The following is an 18,825-nucleotide window of genomic DNA, read 5'->3' as shown; positions in this document are numbered from 1 at the left end:
GCCCGTCATCGGCTATGTTTAGCCTGACTAGGTATGGCGCGGCAAACAAACCGCACTGATAAAGGAATGTTATGCGCAATCGCACCTTGTCCGATCTCGATCGGGTGGTGGCGCTGGGCGGCGGGCACGGCCTCGGCAGGGTAATGTCCGCCCTTTCCCCGCTGGGCTCGCGCCTGACCGGGATCGTCACCACCACCGACAACGGCGGTTCCACAGGCCGGATACGCCAGTCGGAGGGCGGTATCGCCTGGGGGGATACCCGCAACTGCCTGAACCAGCTGATTTCAGAACCGAGCATCGCGGCGGCGATGTTTGAATACCGTTTTCACGGCCAGGGAGAACTGGCCGGCCATAACCTGGGCAACCTGATGCTTAAGGCACTGGATAACCTGAGTGTGCGCCCGCTGGAAGCCATCAACCTGATCCGCAATATGCTTAAGGTGGACGCCCTGCTGATCCCCATGTCCGAGCAGGCGGTGGACCTGCAGGCGATTACCGTCGCGGGTGAAACCATCCATGGCGAAATGGCGGTGGACCAACTGGCGGAACTCCCGGCCAGCCTGCGGCTTACCCCACAGGTCAGCGCCACCCGCGAGGCGTTGCAGGCCATTGCCGCGGCGGATCTTATCCTGATAGGCCCGGGCAGCTTTCTTACCAGCCTGATGCCGCTGCTGCTGCTGCCCGATTTAGCCCAGGCCCTGCGCCGCACCCAGGCGCCGGTGTTTTTCATCGATAACCTGGGGCGGGAGCTGAGCCTGGCGGCGGCCAACATGCGCCTGCAGCACAAGCTGGACATGATGGAGCGGGCCATCGGTCGGCAGCCGATAATCGCCGCGTTGATAACCGGCCCGTCCGCCGATACCGCCGGCGTCCAGGATCGTATCCTGATCCAGCAGCCGCTGGCCGCCGCCGACGTGCCCCATCATCACGACCGCATGTTGCTGCGCGCGGCGCTGGACAGCGCCCTGCTGGCGCTTGGCTGAGCCGCGGCGACCGATCAGGAGATGGCGATAAAATGTTCGCGCAGCGCGTGAATTTCGTCGCGCACGCTGGCCGCTTCCTCGAACTCCAGGTTTTGCGCGTGGGCCTGCATTTTCGCTTCCAGTTCGGTGATTTTTTTATCCAGCGCCTTGGGCGTCATATCGCCGTAATGGGCCGCCGCCTCCATCGCCTTGCGTTTTTTCTGCTTGGCGTGGGCCGGTGACTGGCCCAGATCCATGATATCCGCCACCGACTTGTTAAGCGCCTGGGGAATAATGCCGTGTTCCTGGTTATAGGCATGCTGCTTGACGCGCCGGCGTTCGGTCTCGTCGATGGCGCGCGCCATCGACGGGGTGATTTTATCGCCATAGAGGATGGCTTTGCCGTTGAGGTTACGCGCGGCGCGGCCGATAGTCTGGATAAGCGAGCGCTCGGAGCGCAGGAAACCTTCCTTGTCCGCGTCCAGGATGGCCACCAGCGAGACTTCCGGCATGTCGAGCCCCTCGCGCAGCAGATTGATGCCCACCAGCACGTCGAATTCACCGAGGCGTAAATCGCGGATGATCTCGACCCGTTCCACGGTTTCGATATCCGAATGCAGGTACCGCACGCGCTCGCCGTGCTCCTCAAGATATTCGGTTAAATCTTCCGCCATGCGCTTGGTCAGGGTGGTGACCAGCACCCGTTCGTTGATTAACACCCGCTTGCGGATCTCGGACAACAAATCATCCACCTGGGTCGTCACCGGACGCACTTCGATCAGCGGATCGAGCAATCCGGTCGGCCGCACCAGCTGATCGACCACCTCGCCGCCGCACATTTCCAGCTCATATTTGCCCGGTGTCGCCGAGACATAGATGGTCTGCGGCGCCAGCGCGGCGAATTCCTCAAATTTCATCGGCCGGTTATCCAGCGCGGAAGGCAGCCGGAAGCCATACTCCACCAGCGTCTCTTTCCGCGCGCGGTCGCCGCGGTACATGCCGCCGATTTGCGGTATCGTCACATGGGATTCATCGACGATAAGCAGCCCGTCGGCAGGCAGGTAATCGAACAGCGTCGGCGGCGGCTCGCCCGGTCCGCGGCCGGAAAGGAACCGCGAATAGTTTTCAATCCCGGAGCAATAACCCAGCTCGTTCATCATTTCCAGGTCGAACTGCGTGCGCTGCGACAGGCGCTGTTCTTCCAGCAGCTTGTTATTTTCCAGCAGGTGCTTGCGGCGATCCGCCAGTTCGACCTTGATGTCTATCATCGCCTGCAACAGGCGTTCGCGCGGCGTAACATAGTGGGTCTTCGGATAAATGGTGTAACGGGGAACCACCTGATCCACCTGGCCGGTCAGCGGGTCAAACAGCGACAGGCGCTCGACCTCCTCGTCAAACAGTTCCACCCTCAGCGCCACCTCGTCGGATTCCGCCGGGAAAATATCGATGACTTCGCCGCGCACGCGGAACGTGCCGCGCTGGAAGGCCTGATCGTTGCGGGTGTACTGGAGTTCGGACAGCCGGCGCAGGATCGAGCGTTGATCGATGATCATCCCGCGCGTCAGGTGCAGCATCATCTTCAGGTAGGCGTCCGGATCGCCCAGACCGTAGATGGCGGACACCGACGCCACCACGATAACGTCGCGCCGCTCAAGCAAAGCCTTGGTGGCGGATAAACGCATCTGTTCGATGTGTTCGTTCACCGAGGCGTCTTTCTCGATAAAGGTATCCGAACTGGGCACATAGGCTTCAGGCTGGTAATAATCGTAATAAGAAACGAAGTATTCCACCGCGTTATCCGGGAAAAACGCCTTCATTTCGCCATACAGCTGGGCCGCCAGCGTCTTATTGGGCGCCAGCACCATGGTGGGACGGTTCAGATCGGCAATCACGTTGGCCACGGTAAAGGTTTTGCCTGAACCGGTCACCCCCAGCAGCGTTTGATGGGCCAGGCCGTCCAGCAATCCTTCTTCCAGACGACGTATCGCCTCCGGCTGATCGCCGGACGGCTTGAAGCTTGATTGCAGTTTAAACGCTTTACTCATATCTAGTGGGCTACCTGCTGAGGAACATGTTTGAGTATGGGAACAGAGCGGCGAATTTACCAGCGCGATAGCACTGGATACAAAACCAGTATTATAATACGCTATCCGTTAAAGGGTGCAATAGTATTGAACCATCGACCGGTGCGATGCGATCCGGCAGGATCGTACAATAGGTGATTTTTTTACAAATCGTTATGAAATTAATAAAGAGGCATAGAATGATGCAATTTGACACATTGGCGATGTGCCTCCTATAAATTCGCTTGATTTTAATTAACCGTTTGTATTTATACCATTTAAAAAAAACGTGGAGAATACAGGCAAATCCGCACGAGGCCGCGCCCGCTCTCGTTCAGCCGGGCTTTTCTAAACCTAATGCACACGGTTATCCACAGGAATAGTGGATAAGTCTTACCGCCCCGCTGGTGGCCTGTGTTCCGCAATGCCGACATTGATGACAGGCAAATGACAAATTGGCGTTTTTTTAGCTATTTTTCATCCGCTGTAAGACTTTTCTTATACTAAAAAGCACTATTGCCCGGCAGCTAAAGAGTGAATGTCTTCAGCAAAAAATACCCGCCCACGCACCGGTATAGTGCTGGTTTAGCCGCGCGTTGCTGAATTGCACCACCAAAATCCTTCCCGGCACCCTGAGCGTGCAAACGGCCGCGATTTGCCTGAACAAGGCCGGGCGCCGCCACGTTTCTGCGCCGGCATACCACCGCAAGCGCGGTCATCCCGTTATCGCGCGCGGTTGCGCCAAGATTGGCCTGATAGTTGCTTGGTGGTTAGGGTAATAATGTTAAAAAATGGGGGAAGGATTCTTATGTTACGTTTGCAGGCGGTGAATCAGTTTTTTGGACCCAAGCAGATATTGCGGGACATCAGCATGGAGTTGCCTCCCGGCCACTGTACCTATGTATTGGGGCGCAACGGCGTCGGCAAGACCACCTTGGTTAACTGTATCATGGGTCATCTGCCGGTCTCAAGCGGCACCGTTACCTGGCAACCGGCCGGTGAGGCGGAACTGAATTTACTTCAGCATCCGGTGGAGCGCCGCGCCGCGCTGGGCATCGGGTACGTCCCGCAGGGCCGCCAGGTTTTTTCGCAGCTCAGCGTGGACGAAAACCTGCGCGTCGCCCTGCTGGCGGGCCGCAATAAAACCCATCAGGTTCCCCCCATGGTCTACGAATTGTTTCCCGGCTTGCATAAGATGCGCCATCAGCGCGCCGGGGATTTAACGGAAAGCGGGCAGCAGCAGTTGGCCATTGCGCGCGCGCTGGTGCTGGAACCCGAACTGCTGATCCTGGATGAGCCCACCGGAGGCTTCCAGCCGTCGGTGGTGGAGGAAATAGGCCTGAATATCCGCCGGCTGCAGCGGGATTTTGGCCTGACGCTGCTGGTGGTTGAGCAGCAACTGCCTTTTACCCCCGCCCTGGGAGACCGGTTTTGCCTGCTGGAAGGGGGATGCAACGTCGCGCAGGGTACGCTGGACAAGCTTGATGACAGCCTGATCCAAACCTATCTTGCCGTATAGCCGTATACGTATAATAGCAACCACGCACCTAAGACGCCGGTATATGACTCATTTCACAGCAAACTTCATGGCAAAGTATTACCCAGGTTTATCCCCCCGCCGGGACATGCGCAGGTTTTAACGTCCCGGCCGTTATCGTTACGCCCTCTCCGCGGCGTTAACGTCTTCCCGCGAATGCGCCAGCAGCGGCCCCAAATCAATAAAGTCGGCAAGCGCCGCCGTGTCTGGATCCGCCAGCCAGGGTATTTCCCCCAATAGCGGCGCAACGAGCCGCTGGCGCAGCGTCGCCAGGTAGTCGGCGCGCCGGTGCGGCGTTGCCGAGAGATCGTTGGCTATCCATCCCGCCAGGGGCAGGCCGGCCTGGCGGATCGCCTGCGCCGTCAGCAGCGCATGGTTGATGCAGCCCAGCTTCAGCCCGACCACCAGGATCACCGGCAGATGCTGGTCCGCCACCCACTGGTCAAAGGACAGGCTGTCGCCAAGCGGGGTGAACCATCCCCCCGCGCCCTCGATAAAGACCCAGTGCGCCTGCCGCGCCAGGATTTCCAGGCCGTGCGTCATGACGGCGGGGTCGAGGGTTCGCCCCTCATCGCGGCCGGCGAGATGGGGGGAGGTTGCCGCCAACAGGGCCAGCGGATTGACCTGTTCGTAAGGAACCCGGATGCCGCTGTCGGCCTGCAACGCCAGCGCATCGTCGTTGCGCGCCCCGTCGGCGGTCCGACGGCAGCCCGCGGCCACCGGCTTATAGCCGACGGCGCGCCACCCGGCACCTTTGGCCGCCTGCAACAGGGCGCGGGTGGCCAGGGTTTTACCGATATCGGTATCGGTGCCGGTAATAAAATAACGTTGTGTCACGATAGTCAGTCCCGATAAATCAGTCCATAAATCAGCTGATAGCTGAGCGGCAAACCCGCTGTCTGCCGTTGCCATGCCGCGTCCAGAAGCGCCAGACGCCGCCGTCCGGTAAGCCCGGGGGTACGTCCGTCGCGCAGGTAGCCGGCGCCCACGCCCTTCAGCCCGTGCAGCAGCGCCGACAGGTGCGGGTAATGCAGGGTATGGCGCGCCGCGCTCAGCCGGTGCCGGTACGGCGCAAACGCCCGGTCAATCGTCCCGGCCGTCAGGAAGCGGTTGATATGGACCCCCTGGTCCACCTGCGACCAGGCATGCTGCAATTCCCCAAGCGATCCCTCGGCAAGCGTGGAGAGGGCAATCAGGCCGCCTGGGCGGGTGACGCGATAAAACTCCGCCAGCGCGCGGGGCAGATCGTCACACCATTGTACCGCCAGGTTGGAAAAGCAGATATCGACGCAGGCGTCGGCCAGCGGCAAACGCTCGATATCCCCTGCCAGGTAGACCGATGCCGAGCGGTGGCGCCGCGCCTCGGCGAGCATGGCGGGCGAGAGATCCAGCGCCACCACCCGGCTGCCGGCCTCCTGCCAGCGGCGGCTGAACCAGCCGGTGCCGCAACCGGCATCCAGCAGGCAGCGGCCCGGCTGCGCGCCCAGCAGCGCCGTCAGGCGATCGCCGCTTTCCCGCTGCAGGGCGGCATGATGTTCGTAATCCGCCGCCGCGCGGCCAAAGGCGCGGGCAATGCCCGCTTTATGCGCATTGGCGTGCATGATGCAAAGCCTCCAATAACCTGTCGATATCCGCCTCATGGTGCGCGGCGGTAAGGGTGATGCGCAGCCGGGCGCCGCCCGGCGGCACCGTCGGCGGCCGGATGGCGGTGAGCCAGCAGCCTTGTTCGCGCAGGCGTTCGCAAAGGCCCAGCGCCCGCTGGTTATCCCCGACCAGCAGCGGCTGGATGGCGGTTTCCGATGGTCCGAGCGGGTAGCCAAGCCCGGCGGCGCCCTGGCGAAACCGGGCGATATTGCGCCGCAGGCGGTGGCGAAGTTCATCACCGGCGGCGATGGCGTCCAGGGATGCGTCGATGGCGCACACCTGGGCCGGGGGCAAGGCGGTGCTGTAGATAAGATGGCGGGCAAACTGCAGCAGATATTCCGCCACCGGCTGCGCGCACAATATCGCCGCCCCGCCCACCCCGGCGGCTTTACCGAAGGTCACCACCAGCAGTTCCGGATGGCACCCCTGCGCCCAGGCGCTGCCCCTGCCCTGTTCGCCGAGGATGCCGAAGCCATGGGCATCGTCCACCAGCAGCCAGCCGCCCGCGGCGCGCATCACCTGATGCAGGGCGGCCAAAGGCGCGCCGTCGCCGTCCATGCTGAATATCCCCTCGGTAATACCCAGGCGCACGCCCGCGCACGCCGTTTGCGTCAGCCGCGCCAGGGATCCGGCGTCGTTATGCTGAAAACGGCGCAGCTGCGCCGGCGCGTGCGCCGCCGCTTCCAGCAGCGAGGCATGGCTAAGTTTGTCCGCCAGGATCTGATCGTCCTTGCCGGCCAGCGCACAGACCACCCCTTGGTTGGCGGCATAGCCGGAAGTGAACAACAGCGCGCGTTCATAGCCCAGCCAATCGGCCAGCCGGTGTTCCAGTGCCTGATGGCGCGCGCTGTGGCCGGTAACATGGCCGGACCCGCCGCTGCCCACCCCGTGGCGCGCCGCGCCCTGCCGCCAGGCGGCGATAACCCGCGCGTCGCGTGCCAGGCCAAGGTAATCGTTGCTGGAAAAATTCAGGTAGCGCCGCCCCTGGTATTCCAGCAGGCGGTGGTTGCCGTCGGTGATGGCCCGGCGCTGACGGTAGGCATCCGCTTCCCGCCGCTGGCGCAGGCCCAGGTCGATTTTTTCGCCCCAGTCCATCAGCGCGCCGCGTTGTAGAACTGCGCGGTATCCGCCGCCAGCAGTTGTCCGGCCAGTTGTTGCTGACGCTGGTTATCCCCGGCGTCGGTCTGATGCCGCTGCCCATTGAGGCCGAGTTTACGAAACAACGCCAGATCCTGATCCTCGCCGGGATTGGGCGTGGTCAGCAGCTTGCAGCCGTAAAAAATGGAATTGGCGCCCGCCATAAAGCACATCGCCTGGGTCTGCTCGCTCATCTGCTCGCGCCCGGCGGACAGCCGGACATGGGAACGGGGCATCATGATCCGCGCCACCGCGATGGTGCGGATGAAATCGAACGCGTCGACCTCGTCATTCTCCGCCAGCGGCGTGCCCTTGACCTTGACCAGCATGTTGATCGGTACGCTTTCCGGCGGCTCCGGCAGGTTGGCCAGTTGCACCAGCAGACCCGCGCGATCGGCGATGGTTTCACCCAGTCCGACGATGCCGCCCGAACAGACCTTGATACCCGCGCCGCGCACTTTGTCCAGCGTGTCCAGGCGATCCTGGTAGGTGCGGGTGGTAATGATCGAGCCGTAAAACTCCGGCGACGTATCCAGGTTATGATTGTAGAAATCCAGGCCGGCCGCCGCCAGCCGCTGCGCCTGCGATTCGCTTAGCATGCCAAGCGTCATGCAGGTTTCCATGCCCATGGCCTTGACGCCCTCCACCATTTGCTCAAGGTAGGGCATATCGCGATCGCGTGGATTTTTCCACGCCGCGCCCATGCAAAAACGGGTGGATCCGGCCGCCTTGGCCTTTTGCGCCGACGTCAGCACCTGTTCCACCTGCATCAGCTGCTCCGCTTCCAGGCCGGTATTATAGCGGGCGCTTTGCGGGCAATATTTGCAATCCTCGGGACAGGCGCCGGTCTTGATCGACAACAGCGTGCTGACCTGGATTTGATGGGGATCAAAGTGCTGGCGGTGAACGGTCTGCGCTTCAAACATAAGATCCATGAAGGGTTTGGCAAACAGAGCCTGGGCCTGTTGCAGTGTCCAGTGCGGGTTATGCTGCATGGGAGTTTTCGTCTCGCGTTATGACGTAAAATAGTTTCGCCAGTGTAAAACAAGCCGTTATACTGTCAACCAAATATTCTATAATCCGGTTTACAACTTATTTATGCATCCCGACGATCTGACTTTCGACCAGCGTCATATCTGGCATCCCTATACCTCCATGACCGAGCCGCTGCCGGTCTACCCGGTCGTCGCCGCCGCGGGCTGCGAGCTGGAGCTTGCCGACGGCCGCCGGCTGGTGGACGGCATGTCCTCCTGGTGGGCGGCGATCCATGGCTACAACCACCCGTCAATCAACCAGGCGGTGGGCGCGCAGCTCGGGCGGATGTCCCATGTGATGTTCGGCGGAGTAACCCATCCGCAGGCCGTCGCCCTTTGCCGTCGCCTGGTCGCCATGACCCCCGCGCCGCTGGAATGCGTGTTCCTGGCGGATTCCGGCTCGGTGGCGGTGGAGGTGGCGATTAAGATGGCGCTGCAATACTGGCAGGCGCGGGGCGAGCGCCGCAAACGCCTGCTGACCCTGCGCCAGGGCTATCATGGCGATACCTTCGGCGCCATGGCGGTTTGCGATCCGCACACCTCCATGCACCGGCTGTACCAGGGTTACCTGCCGGAACATGATTTTGTCGCGGCGCCGCAGTGCCGTTTTGGCGAAGCGTGGCGGGAAGAGGATACCGACGAGCTGGCCGCCCGGCTGGCGCGCGGCGGCGAACGGCCGGCGGCGGTGATCCTGGAGCCGATTGTGCAGGGCGCGGGGGGCATGCGGTTTTATCATCCCACCTACCTGCGGCGGGTGCGTGAACTGTGCGATCGCCACGATACGCTGCTGATTGCCGATGAGATCGCCACCGGTTTCGGCCGCACCGGCAGGCTGTTCGCCTGCGAACACGCGGACATCGCGCCGGATATCATGTGCCTGGGCAAGGCCCTGACCGGCGGCTACCTTACCCTGTCCGCCACCCTGACCACCCGCGCGGTGGCCGATACCATCAGCGACGGCGAGGCCGGCTGCTTTATGCACGGCCCGACCTTTATGGCCAATCCGCTGGCCTGCGCCGCCGCCAACGCCAGCCTGGCGCTGCTGGAACGGGGCGAATGGCCGGAACAGGTGGCGGCGATCGAGCGGCAGCTACGCGCGGGGCTGCTGCCGCTGCGGGCGCATCCGCAGGTTATCGACGCGCGGGTGCTGGGCGCCATCGGCGTCATTGAAACCCGCTCGCCGGTGAATATGGCGGCGCTGCAACGCTTTTTTGTCGAACGCGGGGTGTGGATCCGCCCGTTTGGCCGCTTAATTTATCTCATGCCGCCCTATATTATCCAGCCGGACCAGTTATCGATGCTGATAAGCGCGCTGGCCGCGTCATTGGACGAACCGGCGCATTTCACCGCCTGAAAACGCCGTGACGACAAGATAAAGGTAGCCGGCCAAGCGGGTCGAGGGTCTATACGCTATGATCAATACCCGGCGATCAACGCCTGGCGATCCGCATCCGGCTTGATACAGGTAAAAGTAGCCTAGGGAAATATGATGAACCAGACTAAGCAAACCAACCGGCGCATTGTCCTGGCCTCCCGCCCCGCGGGCGCGCCGGTGCCGGACAATTTACGTTTGGAAACCGCCGCCATCCCGCAGCCCGGCGATGGCCAGGTTTTGCTGCGCACCGTTTATTTGTCGCTCGATCCCTATATGCGCGGCCGGATGAACGACGCCGAATCCTACTCCGCCCCGGTGGAACTTGGCGCGGTGATGGGCGCCGGCACGGTGTCGCGCGTCGAGGCCAGTAATCATGCGGATTTTGCGCCGGGAGACTGGGTCTTGGGCTATAGCGGCTGGCAGGATTACGCCCTGTCCGACGGCGGCGATGTGAAAAAACTCCAGGGCGATGCCCTGGCGCATCCCTCATGGGCGCTCGGCGTGCTGGGCATGCCCGGTTTTACCGCCTATATGGGCCTGATGGATATCGGCCAGCCTAAAGCCGGCGAAACAGTGGTGGTGGCCGCCGCCAGCGGCGCGGTCGGCTCGGTGGTCGGCCAGGTGGCGCGGCTGAAAGGCTGCCGGACGGTAGGCATCGCCGGCGGCAAGGACAAGTGCCGTTACGCGGTGGAGACGCTGGGGTTTGACGTCTGCGTCGATCGCCGCGCCCCGGATTTCGCCGGGCAGCTGGCCCGCGCCTGCCCGGACGGCATCGATATTTATTTTGAAAATGTCGGCGGCGCGGTGTTCGACGCGGTGATACCGTTGCTCAATACCTCCGCCCGTATCCCATTGTGCGGCCTGATTGCCAACTACAATATGCAAGAGCTGCCCGAAGGCCGGGATCGCCTGCCCTTTTTACAGGCGCTGCTGCTGCGCAAACGCATCCGAATGCAGGGATATATCATTACCCTGGACTATGCCCACCGTTACGACGAATTTATCCAGGCGATGAGTCCGTGGGTCGGCCAAGGCAAGGTGGTCATGCGCGAAGATATCGTCGATGGCCTTGAACAGGCGCCGCAGGCCTTTATCGGCTTACTGGAGGGCAAGAATTTCGGCAAGCTGGTGGTGCGGGTCGGTAGCGACCAGCTGTAAATATCCCCTTCGCCGCCGCCATAATACGATGACTGAATGACGGAGATAATCGATGAAAGTTGCAATAGTCCTGACGTCGCACGATAAATTGGGCGATACCGGTAAACCCACGGGTTTTTGGCTCGAAGAGCTGGTGGCGCCGTATTATATTTTCCACGATGCCGGAATCGAGATTACCCTGGCCTCGCCCAAGGGCGGCCAGCCGCCGCTCGATCCCATAAGCGACGACGCCGATGCCCAGACCCAGGATACCGAGCGTTTTCGCACCGATCGCGCCGCTCAGCGGGCGTTGGCCAATACGGTTAAACTGGCGACCCTGGACGCGGCGGATTTCGACGCGGTATTTTATCCCGGCGGCCACGGCCCGTTGTGGGATCTGGCGGAAGATAAGCATTCGATTGCCCTGATTGAAAATACCTTCGCCGCCGGCAAACCGGTCGGCGCGGTTTGCCATGCGCCCGGCGTGCTGCGCCATGTGAAGAAACCAGACGGCACGCCGCTGGTGGCGGGCAAGCGGGTGACCGGTTTTAGCAATAGCGAGGAAGAGGCGGTGCAGTTAACCAAGGTGGTGCCTTTCCTGGTGGAAGATGAGCTTAAACGGCTGGGCGGCGATTATATCAAGGGGGACGATTGGCAGGCGTTGTCGGTTATAGACGGTCATCTGGTCACCGGCCAGAATCCGGGGTCATCGGCGGTCACCGCGCAGAATGTGTTGAAATTGCTTAATTGCTGATAAGGAGCGGATATGGCTTTTACCTTGCGCAGTAACGATCTACGGGATGGCGAAAAGATGCCTGAACGGCACGTATTTAACGGCATGGGCTATAGCGGTGAGAATATTTCGCCTCACCTGGCCTGGGACGGCGCGCCCGAGGGCGCCAAAAGCTTTGTGATTAGCGTTTATGATCCCGATGCGCCGACCGGTTCCGGCTGGTGGCATTGGCTGGTGGCCAATTTACCGGCCGATGCGCGGGCGTTGCCGCAGGGGGCCGGGTCAGGCCTGGTGAATCTGCCGGCCGGGGCGGTGCAATGCCGTACCGATTTCGGCAAAGCGGGCTATGGCGGCGCGGCGCCGCCGCAAGGGGATACTCATCGTTATCAGTTTAGCGTGCACGCGCTGGACGTAGAGAGCATTGAGGTGGATGAGAACGCCAGCGGCGCGGTGGTGGGATTTAACGTGCATTTCCATTCGTTGGGCAAGGCGACGCTGACCGTTACCTATAACTGATGGCGCCACGGTCACGGTTCCCCCGGGGGCTTGCGGCATGGTTTATGCCGCCTCGGCGGGACGCTCGCGACTTGCAGCTTGGTTTATGCCGCCTCGGCGAAACCGTCACCGAGACGGCATAAACACTATCTCATACCCCGCCGCAAACGAAACTACAGTTCCAGGATCGAGACCCACATCGGTCCCTGCCCCACCGGATAGCGCGCCAGCGGCGTCAATCCGCCGGTGTCGCCTTCTATGCGGTAAACCCCGATATGCCCCGACTTCTGCCCCGCGGCTATCAGGAAGCGGCCTTCATTATCGATATTAAAGCCGCGCGGCTGGGTTTCGGTCGGCTGGTAGCCGAGTATCTCCAGTATGCTGCCGTCCTCAGAGACGGCAAAACGGGTAATAACGCTGGCGGTGCGATCGCATGCGTAGAGATAACGGCCGTCCGGCGTGATATGGATATCCGCCGCCCAGCGGGTATCGGTGAATCCCGGCGGCATAAGATCCAGCGTCTGGATAATGCGCGGCACGCTTCCCGACTCATCCAGCGCAAAGACATTAACCGAACTGTTAAGCTCATTGATACAATAGGCATACTGCCGCTGGGGATGGAAGACCATATGGCGCGGCCCGGCGCCGCTGACGGTATCCACCGCCTCGGGCCGGCGCGGACTTAACTGGCCCGCGGCGGCGATATCAAACAGACGAATGCGATCTTCCTTCAGACAGGGCACCCAAAGTATCTGATTAGTGGGATCGACATTGGCGGAATGGCAGTTAACCAGGTCATGCACTACCTGGATCGGCGCGCCGGCGATACCATGTTCATCGATGGGACTGACGCTGACGCAGCTGTTGCTGTAAGAGGCGCAGAATAAAAAACGCCCCTGGCGATCGGTGCTCACATGGGTTGGACTGCCGGGCAGCGGCGCCATACCGGCCTCGGTCAACAGGCCCTGTTCATCAATACGGTAGCTGGCCACGCCAAAATCCGGGCGTACGCCGATATACAAATGGGTTTTCGCCGGGTTAATCGCCATCGGCTGCCCCTGCCCGGGGGTGTCTACCACCTGCAGCAGGGCCAGCTGACCTTCGTTATCCATTTGCCAGACATGCAGTTGCTGACTTTCAGGACTGGCGACATAGACGATCTGCTTCATGGGTTCTCCTTTATTGGCACGAGCGCTCAGGCATTTATAAGAGGTTAACAATTCTTCCGCGTTTAGCATCTCACTGTTGTTGTTTGTTATCCACCGACATTTTTCCCAGTTTTCCACACCCGGCTAACGGTGTACCATCTGCCATGACTTTACTCTTTCGCATAATGAGAAAACTATGACCTATCGCGTAATCGCCCTGGATCTTGACGGCACCCTACTGGATCGGCAAAAGAGAATTCTGCCGCAATCGCTTAATGCCTTGAATGACGCCCGCGCGGCGGGTATGCAGGTGGTCGTTGTGACCGGTCGCCATCACGTGGCAATCCATCCTTTCTACCAGGCGCTAAAGATTGAAACGCCCGCTATTTGTTGTAACGGCACCTATCTTTATGATTACCAGGCAAAGCGGGTCATCAGCGCCAATCCTCTGGAAAAAGCACAGGCACGGCGGGTGCTGGAGCTGCTTAAGCGCTATGATATCCATGGCTTGATTTATGTTGATGACGCGATGATCTACGAACAGCCCAGCGATCACGTGATCCGCTCGCAGGCCTGGGCACAGACCCTGCCGGAGGCGCAACGGCCAAACCTGGTACAGGTGGACAACCTGTTTGAGGCCGCCGAGCGCGCCGACTCCATTTGGAAATTCGCCACTTCCTATCCGGATACGGTAAAACTGCGCGCCTTTGCCGGCGTGGTGGAGCAGGAGATGGGGCTGGCCTGCGAATGGTCATGGCATGATCAGGTGGATATCGCACAGCAGGGCAACAGTAAAGGCAAGATGTTGCAGCAGTGGGTGGAATCCGAAGGATTAAGCATGGATCAGGTCATTGCGTTCGGCGATAATTTTAACGATCTGAGCATGCTGGAAGCGGCGGGCCTGGGCGTGGCGATGGGCAATAGCGATGACGCCATCAAGGCGCGCGCCGACACCACCATCGGCGATAATGAATCCACGGCCATTGCCGACTTTATTTATCAGCGAGTACTGGGCTAACGCTTCAGACGGTTAAGCCGGACGGCGCATTACCCGTCGTGGCGCAACGGGCCGGGCGATGACCGGGCTTACGCGTTGATCGAAACGCTTTTAATCTGCGCATAAAGCGCCATGCCCGGCGCCAGCGCCAGCTCATCCCTGGCCCAGGGGCTTACGCGCGCCCAGAGCGTATGGCCGTCGATATCCAGCCGCACCTCAATCTGGTCGCCCACCGTCAGGCATTCACGCACGGTGGCGGGCAGGATATTGCGGATACTGCTGCGCGCGGGCGGCGTCATCACCAGGGAGATATCGGTGGCGGCAACGCGAATGCGCAGCGGGCTGCCCGCCGGCAACGCCACGCGGCCGACCCACAATCGCTCTCGGCCAAGCGACAGGGCGGTCATGGCGTAATCCGGATGCTGACCATCCACCCTGACCGCCAGCACGCTGCTTTGCTCTTCGCGCGGCAGCCAGGGCCGCAGCGCACTGCTCGCCCATACCGACTCCAGGCCGCCGAAGGCTTTCAACTGGCCGTTATCGAGGATCAGCACCCGTTCCGCCAATTGCACAATCTCCTCCATGCTATGGGTCACATACAGGATCGGAATGTTAACCTTAGCGGCCAAACGCTCCAGATAAGGCAGCAGCTCGCGCTTGCGCGGCAAATCCAGCGACGCCAGCGGCTCGTCCATTAACAGTATCTCCGGCGCGCTCAGCAGCGCGCGGCCGATGGCGACCCGCTGCTTCTCGCCGCCGGAAAGCGTGATGGGGAAACGTCCGAGCAGATGATCGATACCCAGCAATGAGACAATGGCGTCGAACTCCGGACGCATGGACGCCGCCATACCGTACATCAGGTTGCCGCGCACCCGATAATGGGGGAACAACCGCCCGTCCTGGAAAACGTAGCCGATCCGGCGCTTCTCCGGCGGCAGGGCGATGCGCCGTTGTGATGAAAACAAGATGCGTCCGTTAAGGATAATATGTCCGCGCTGCGGGCGCGTCAGGCCGGCAACGGCATTAATCAGCGAAGTCTTGCCGGCGCCGGAAACGCCAAAAACAGCGGTAATGCCGCTGGCGGGCACGTCGGCCTTGACCTCGAGCGTGGTGTCACCGAGCCGTTGGCTGATATCGATCTCGAGCATCAGCCCCCCAGCCGCCTGCGGCCCCAATTGGCCAGCCAATCGGCTATCAGCAGCGAGGCCAGCGACAGGATGATGGCCAGCACGCACAGGCGCGCCGCCGCGCCTTCCGCGCCGGGGGTTTCGATCAGGGTGTACATGGCCAGCGGAATAGTGCGGGTTTCACCGGGAATGTTGGATACAAAGGTGATGGTGGCGCCAAACTCGCCAAGCGATCGGGCAAAAGCCAATACCGTCCCCACGACGATGCCGGGAAACGACAGCGGCAGCGTAATGGTGAAAAAGACCCGCCAGGGGCCAGCGCCCAAGGTGCGGGCCGCCTGCTCCAGCCGCAGGTCGATGGCCTCGAGCGACATGCGGATGGCGCGCACCATTAAAGGAAAGGCCACCACCGCCGAGGCCAGCGCCGCGCCGCGCCAGCTGAAACTAAAGCTAAAGCCGGTAAGCTGGTACAGCCATGAGCCGATAAATCCCCGGCGGCCGAGTGCTATCAGCAGCAGATAGCCGATCACCACCGGCGGCAGCACCAGCGGCAGGTGAATAATGCCGTCTAATAAGGCTTTGCCGGGAAATCGCCAGCGCACCAGTATCCATGCCATCAGGATGCCAAAAGGCAAACTGCAGGCGACCGCCAGGAGCGATACTTTCAGACTTAAGGCAACCGCCTGCCACTCGTACTCTGTCAGCGGCATTATCTCGGGGTAAAGCCGTTCTGTTTAAACACCGCCGATGCCGCCGGGGTTTTCAGGTAGTCATAAAAGGCTTTGGCCGCCGGCGTGGCGTTATCCTTGATAAGCGCCATAGGATATTCCACCGGTTTATGGCTGTCTTTCGGGAACGTGGCCACCACCTTGACCCCTTTGCTTGAGAGCGCATCCGAGCCATAAACGATACCCAGCGGCGCTTCTTCACGCTCAACCAGCGCTAACGCGCCGCGAACGTCGCTGGCGCGGGCCATCACCGGCGACAGTTGATCCCAGGCGCCCAGATTCTGCAACGCTTCCTTGGCGTAAATACCCGCCGGAACATGATCCGGATCGCCCACCGCCAGTTTCTGGCCCTTCAGCAAGGCGGTCCAGTCGGTCTTTTTGTCGATGGTAAAGGGCTTGAGGGTGCTCGATGTCGGCGCCACCAGCACCAGTTCGTTACCCAGCAGGGTATAACGGGTGTCGTTGACAATCTGCTTTTTATCCTGCGCGTAGTCCATCCACTGCTGATCGGCGGAGATAAACATATTGGCCGGCGCGCCCTGCTCTATCTGGCGCGCCAGGGTGGAGGATGAGGCAAAAGACGAGACGATCTCGACTTTATGATCCTGTTGATAATTTTTAGCTATATCCTGCAGGGCATTGGTCAGCGAAGCGGCGGCAAATACCGTTACCTTATCCGCCGCCGGCGCGGCCAGCGCCTGAAAGCTTAATCCCGCGGTCAATACCGCACCGGCAATCCATTTAAAACGTAGAGTAGTCATAGTTCACCTTTAATGATCGTTATGCAAAAAATAATATAACGCGTGATCATATTTGTCATTAGTTATTGTAGGGAGTAATGAAATGTTACGGCGGAAGCAAAAAGCGCCGCGGCGCCCTGGAAAGGGGGCGCCGTGGTAGGACGTGACTTTATCGGTCGGTTTTGATATCGGCCGCGTCCCGGGCGCGATCCAGCGCCAGGGTAATCAGCCTGTCGACCAGTTGTGGGTAGGTCAAGCCGCTGGCTTCCCACAATTTTGGATACATGCTGATAGAGGTAAAACCGGGGAGGGTATTCACTTCATTGATAATGATTTCCTGCTCTTGCGTCAGGAAAAAATCCACCCGGGCCATGACCGCGCACCCCAGTACCCGGAAAGCGGCCTGGGCGATCAGGCGCATTTCATCGCTGACGGCGCTATCCAGCAGTGCCGGTATCTCCAGCTCCGCCTGTCCGCCCTTGAGATATTTAGTGTCATAGGCATAAAATTCATCATTAGCGACAATCTCGCCGCAGACACTGACGGCGGGAGTGTCGTTACCCAACACCGCCGTTTCGATTTCCCGCCCATTGATTGCCGTTTCAACCAGGACCTTGTGATCGAAGGTAAAAGCCATATCCAGCGCCTGCCTGAAACCGGCGGCATCCACCACCTTGCTGACACCAACCGAGGAGCCCTGGCTGGCCGGCTTGATAAACAGCGGCAGTCCCAGCCGGCCCACGACGGCGTCAAAATCCGCCGCGGCGGCATCGCTGCGGTGAAGCGTCACCGACGGCGTCACCGGCAGGCCCGCGTCGCGCAGCACCCGTTTGGTCATGTCTTTGTCCATACAGACCGCGGAGCCCAGCACATCCGGCCCGACAAAGGGAATGTCCAGTACCCGCAGCAGACCCTGCACCGATCCATCCTCGCCGGCGGCGCCGTGCAGCACGGAAAAGGCCACATCAACGGCGGGCAGCGCCTGGCCGCTGGTGATATCAATCAGCTGCGCGGCGTTGCTACCCGGCACCACCGCCAGATAGCGGGTAGAAGGAGCCAGGGCTATTCGCGCCGGGTCGTCCGGGTAAAGCAGGTAATCGGCTTCATTGCACAGGGTCCACCGGCCGTGTTTATCGACGCCGATGAGTGTGAGGTCAAATTTCTGCCGGTCGACCGCATTGATTACATTAATCGACGACCGTAGCGAGACTTCATGCTCGGTGGATTTCCCACCGAACAGCACCGCCAGGCGCTGCTTGCCCTTTTCCGTTTGTTCCATCGCATCCTCTTTGATCGCTAAAACGTCACTTCAACGCCAACAGAGTATTAGCCCGAGGTAGGCAAGTAAAGCCTGGGATGGACTTGATGTAAAAACAGGTACGGCGATAACATTTACAGCGCGAATCTGGCGTGAACCCCTTGCGGCCAAAGGCGCATGGCCGGCCTGTCCGGCAACGTCCCCAACGGGTTGTTTCGCACCGGCAACAAGTTAAAAAACCGAGGTTAATGGCGGTTATTGCCCTATTGCGCATCCTGCCCGGCGGGCATAGCATCGGCATCGCAATAAGACAACAGGGCGATGCAATCGTCTTCCAGGGCGGTGAAAAAGGTGGTTAACGACATGGTGCGCATCTTGGCCTGCATAAGCGCGGCTTTGAGCATCCTGTGGTCATTGCGCTGCGCGGCAAGCCGGGCATCGGCATAGCTGGCGAAAAGACGCGTCAGGCGTTCCTGGTAGATAGCATCGAAGTTTTGTTCATCATCGACGTTAAGCCGGCCCGTCTGATCATCCGCAATATATCCGGAAATCATGGCAAGCGTTTTTTTTATTTCTTCAAATGAGTGATGGCTAGCCATTATTATGCTCCCCAGATATATGGACAATCAAAACACTTCCCATCAGGTAATTAATTAATCTGTACAATTAATGAATCCATTAAACTAATAAACAAGAAACTATTTTCATTG

Annotated in this window: 18 protein-coding genes; 7 read left to right on the top strand and 11 right to left on the bottom strand. The window is 60.4% G+C overall.

Going from position 1 to position 18,825, the window contains the following annotated elements; all coding sequences use genetic code 11:
* Positions 1-71 precede the first annotated feature (71 nt).
* Entirely contained in the window at positions 72-983 is a 912-nt protein-coding gene (gene yvcK / locus VGC33_RS08870; protein WP_331120391.1) for a uridine diphosphate-N-acetylglucosamine-binding protein YvcK, read from the top strand.
* Positions 984-997: 14 nt separating this feature from the next.
* Here yvcK and uvrB read toward each other — a convergent pair whose 3' ends face one another.
* Complete coding sequence (uvrB, locus tag VGC33_RS08865; protein WP_331120390.1) at positions 998-3,007, bottom strand: excinuclease ABC subunit UvrB; 2,010 nt, start codon at positions 3,005-3,007, stop codon at positions 998-1,000.
* Between the two features lie 826 nt (positions 3,008-3,833).
* On the opposite strand from uvrB, the gene VGC33_RS08860 reads away from it, so the two are divergent.
* Positions 3,834-4,544: an ATP-binding cassette domain-containing protein gene (locus tag VGC33_RS08860; RefSeq protein WP_331120389.1), complete on the top strand. Its 711-nt coding sequence runs from the start codon at positions 3,834-3,836 to the stop codon at positions 4,542-4,544.
* 138 nt (positions 4,545-4,682) lie between these two features.
* Here VGC33_RS08860 and bioD read toward each other — a convergent pair whose 3' ends face one another.
* Genes bioD through bioB form a run of 4 tightly spaced genes read right to left on the bottom strand, consistent with a single transcriptional unit; the run spans position 4,683 to position 8,338 of the window.
* Positions 4,683-5,399, bottom strand: coding sequence for a dethiobiotin synthase (bioD, locus tag VGC33_RS08855; protein WP_331120388.1), 717 nt, complete (start codon positions 5,397-5,399; stop codon positions 4,683-4,685).
* Positions 5,400-5,404: 5 nt separating this feature from the next.
* On the bottom strand, positions 5,405-6,163 hold the full coding sequence (gene bioC / locus VGC33_RS08850; protein WP_331120387.1) for a malonyl-ACP O-methyltransferase BioC: 759 nt from the start codon (positions 6,161-6,163) through the stop codon (positions 5,405-5,407).
* The gene (gene bioF / locus VGC33_RS08845) at positions 6,144-7,301 is read right to left on the bottom strand and encodes an 8-amino-7-oxononanoate synthase (protein WP_331120386.1); all 1,158 of its coding nucleotides are present in this window, start codon (positions 7,299-7,301) and stop codon (positions 6,144-6,146) included. Before bioF ends, bioC begins: the two co-directional genes overlap by 20 nt.
* Positions 7,301-8,338 (bottom strand): biotin synthase BioB, encoded by a 1,038-nt coding sequence (gene bioB / locus VGC33_RS08840; protein WP_331120385.1) that lies wholly within the window; start codon positions 8,336-8,338, stop codon positions 7,301-7,303. Before bioB ends, bioF begins: the two co-directional genes overlap by 1 nt.
* 103 nt (positions 8,339-8,441) lie before the next feature.
* Here bioB and bioA point away from each other — a divergent pair, with 103 nt between their 5' ends.
* The 4 genes from bioA to VGC33_RS08820 all read left to right on the top strand — a co-directional run bounded on the left by bioA (position 8,442) and on the right by VGC33_RS08820 (position 12,138).
* Complete coding sequence (gene bioA, locus VGC33_RS08835; RefSeq protein ID WP_331120384.1) at positions 8,442-9,731, top strand: adenosylmethionine--8-amino-7-oxononanoate transaminase; 1,290 nt, start codon at positions 8,442-8,444, stop codon at positions 9,729-9,731.
* A 135-nt stretch (positions 9,732-9,866) separates the two neighbouring features.
* Positions 9,867-10,910 (top strand): NADPH-dependent curcumin/dihydrocurcumin reductase, encoded by a 1,044-nt coding sequence (curA, locus tag VGC33_RS08830; protein ID WP_331120383.1) that lies wholly within the window; start codon positions 9,867-9,869, stop codon positions 10,908-10,910.
* A gap of 52 nt (positions 10,911-10,962) precedes the next feature.
* The gene (locus VGC33_RS08825; RefSeq protein WP_331120382.1) at positions 10,963-11,643 is read left to right on the top strand and encodes a type 1 glutamine amidotransferase domain-containing protein; all 681 of its coding nucleotides are present in this window, start codon (positions 10,963-10,965) and stop codon (positions 11,641-11,643) included.
* A 12-nt stretch (positions 11,644-11,655) separates the two neighbouring features.
* Positions 11,656-12,138 (top strand): kinase inhibitor, encoded by a 483-nt coding sequence (locus VGC33_RS08820; RefSeq protein ID WP_331120381.1) that lies wholly within the window; start codon positions 11,656-11,658, stop codon positions 12,136-12,138.
* A gap of 152 nt (positions 12,139-12,290) precedes the next feature.
* Here VGC33_RS08820 and pgl read toward each other — a convergent pair whose 3' ends face one another.
* Complete coding sequence (pgl, locus tag VGC33_RS08815) at positions 12,291-13,286, bottom strand: 6-phosphogluconolactonase (protein ID WP_331120380.1); 996 nt, start codon at positions 13,284-13,286, stop codon at positions 12,291-12,293.
* A gap of 175 nt (positions 13,287-13,461) precedes the next feature.
* On the opposite strand from pgl, the gene VGC33_RS08810 reads away from it, so the two are divergent.
* Positions 13,462-14,283: a pyridoxal phosphatase gene (locus VGC33_RS08810; RefSeq protein WP_331120379.1), complete on the top strand. Its 822-nt coding sequence runs from the start codon at positions 13,462-13,464 to the stop codon at positions 14,281-14,283.
* A 68-nt stretch (positions 14,284-14,351) separates the two neighbouring features.
* On the opposite strand, the gene modC is transcribed toward VGC33_RS08810, so the two are convergent.
* The 5 genes from modC to VGC33_RS08785 form a co-directional block, all read right to left on the bottom strand.
* Positions 14,352-15,410 carry a molybdenum ABC transporter ATP-binding protein ModC gene (modC, locus tag VGC33_RS08805; RefSeq protein WP_331120378.1) on the bottom strand — a complete coding sequence of 353 codons (1,059 nt, stop codon included), beginning with the start codon at positions 15,408-15,410 and terminating at the stop codon, positions 14,352-14,354.
* Entirely contained in the window at positions 15,410-16,099 is a 690-nt protein-coding gene (gene modB / locus VGC33_RS08800; protein ID WP_331120377.1) for a molybdate ABC transporter permease subunit, read from the bottom strand. The genes modC and modB overlap by 1 nt, the downstream gene beginning before the upstream one ends.
* The gene (gene modA / locus VGC33_RS08795) at positions 16,099-16,878 is read right to left on the bottom strand and encodes a molybdate ABC transporter substrate-binding protein (RefSeq protein WP_331120376.1); all 780 of its coding nucleotides are present in this window, start codon (positions 16,876-16,878) and stop codon (positions 16,099-16,101) included. The genes modB and modA overlap by 1 nt, the downstream gene beginning before the upstream one ends.
* Positions 16,879-17,026: 148 nt before the next feature.
* Complete coding sequence (gene ddlA, locus VGC33_RS08790) at positions 17,027-18,136, bottom strand: D-alanine--D-alanine ligase (protein WP_331120375.1); 1,110 nt, start codon at positions 18,134-18,136, stop codon at positions 17,027-17,029.
* A 242-nt stretch (positions 18,137-18,378) separates the two neighbouring features.
* A complete protein-coding gene (locus VGC33_RS08785) occupies positions 18,379-18,714 on the bottom strand; it encodes a hypothetical protein (protein WP_331120374.1) in 336 nt (111 codons plus the stop codon).
* Positions 18,715-18,825 lie beyond the last annotated feature (111 nt).

The organism is Acerihabitans sp. (assembly GCF_036398755.1).
Lineage (GTDB): Bacteria > Pseudomonadota > Gammaproteobacteria > Enterobacterales > Enterobacteriaceae > Acerihabitans.
The sequence above is the reverse complement of the archived record's forward strand: the minus strand, read 5'-3'. Positions and strand labels throughout refer to the sequence as shown.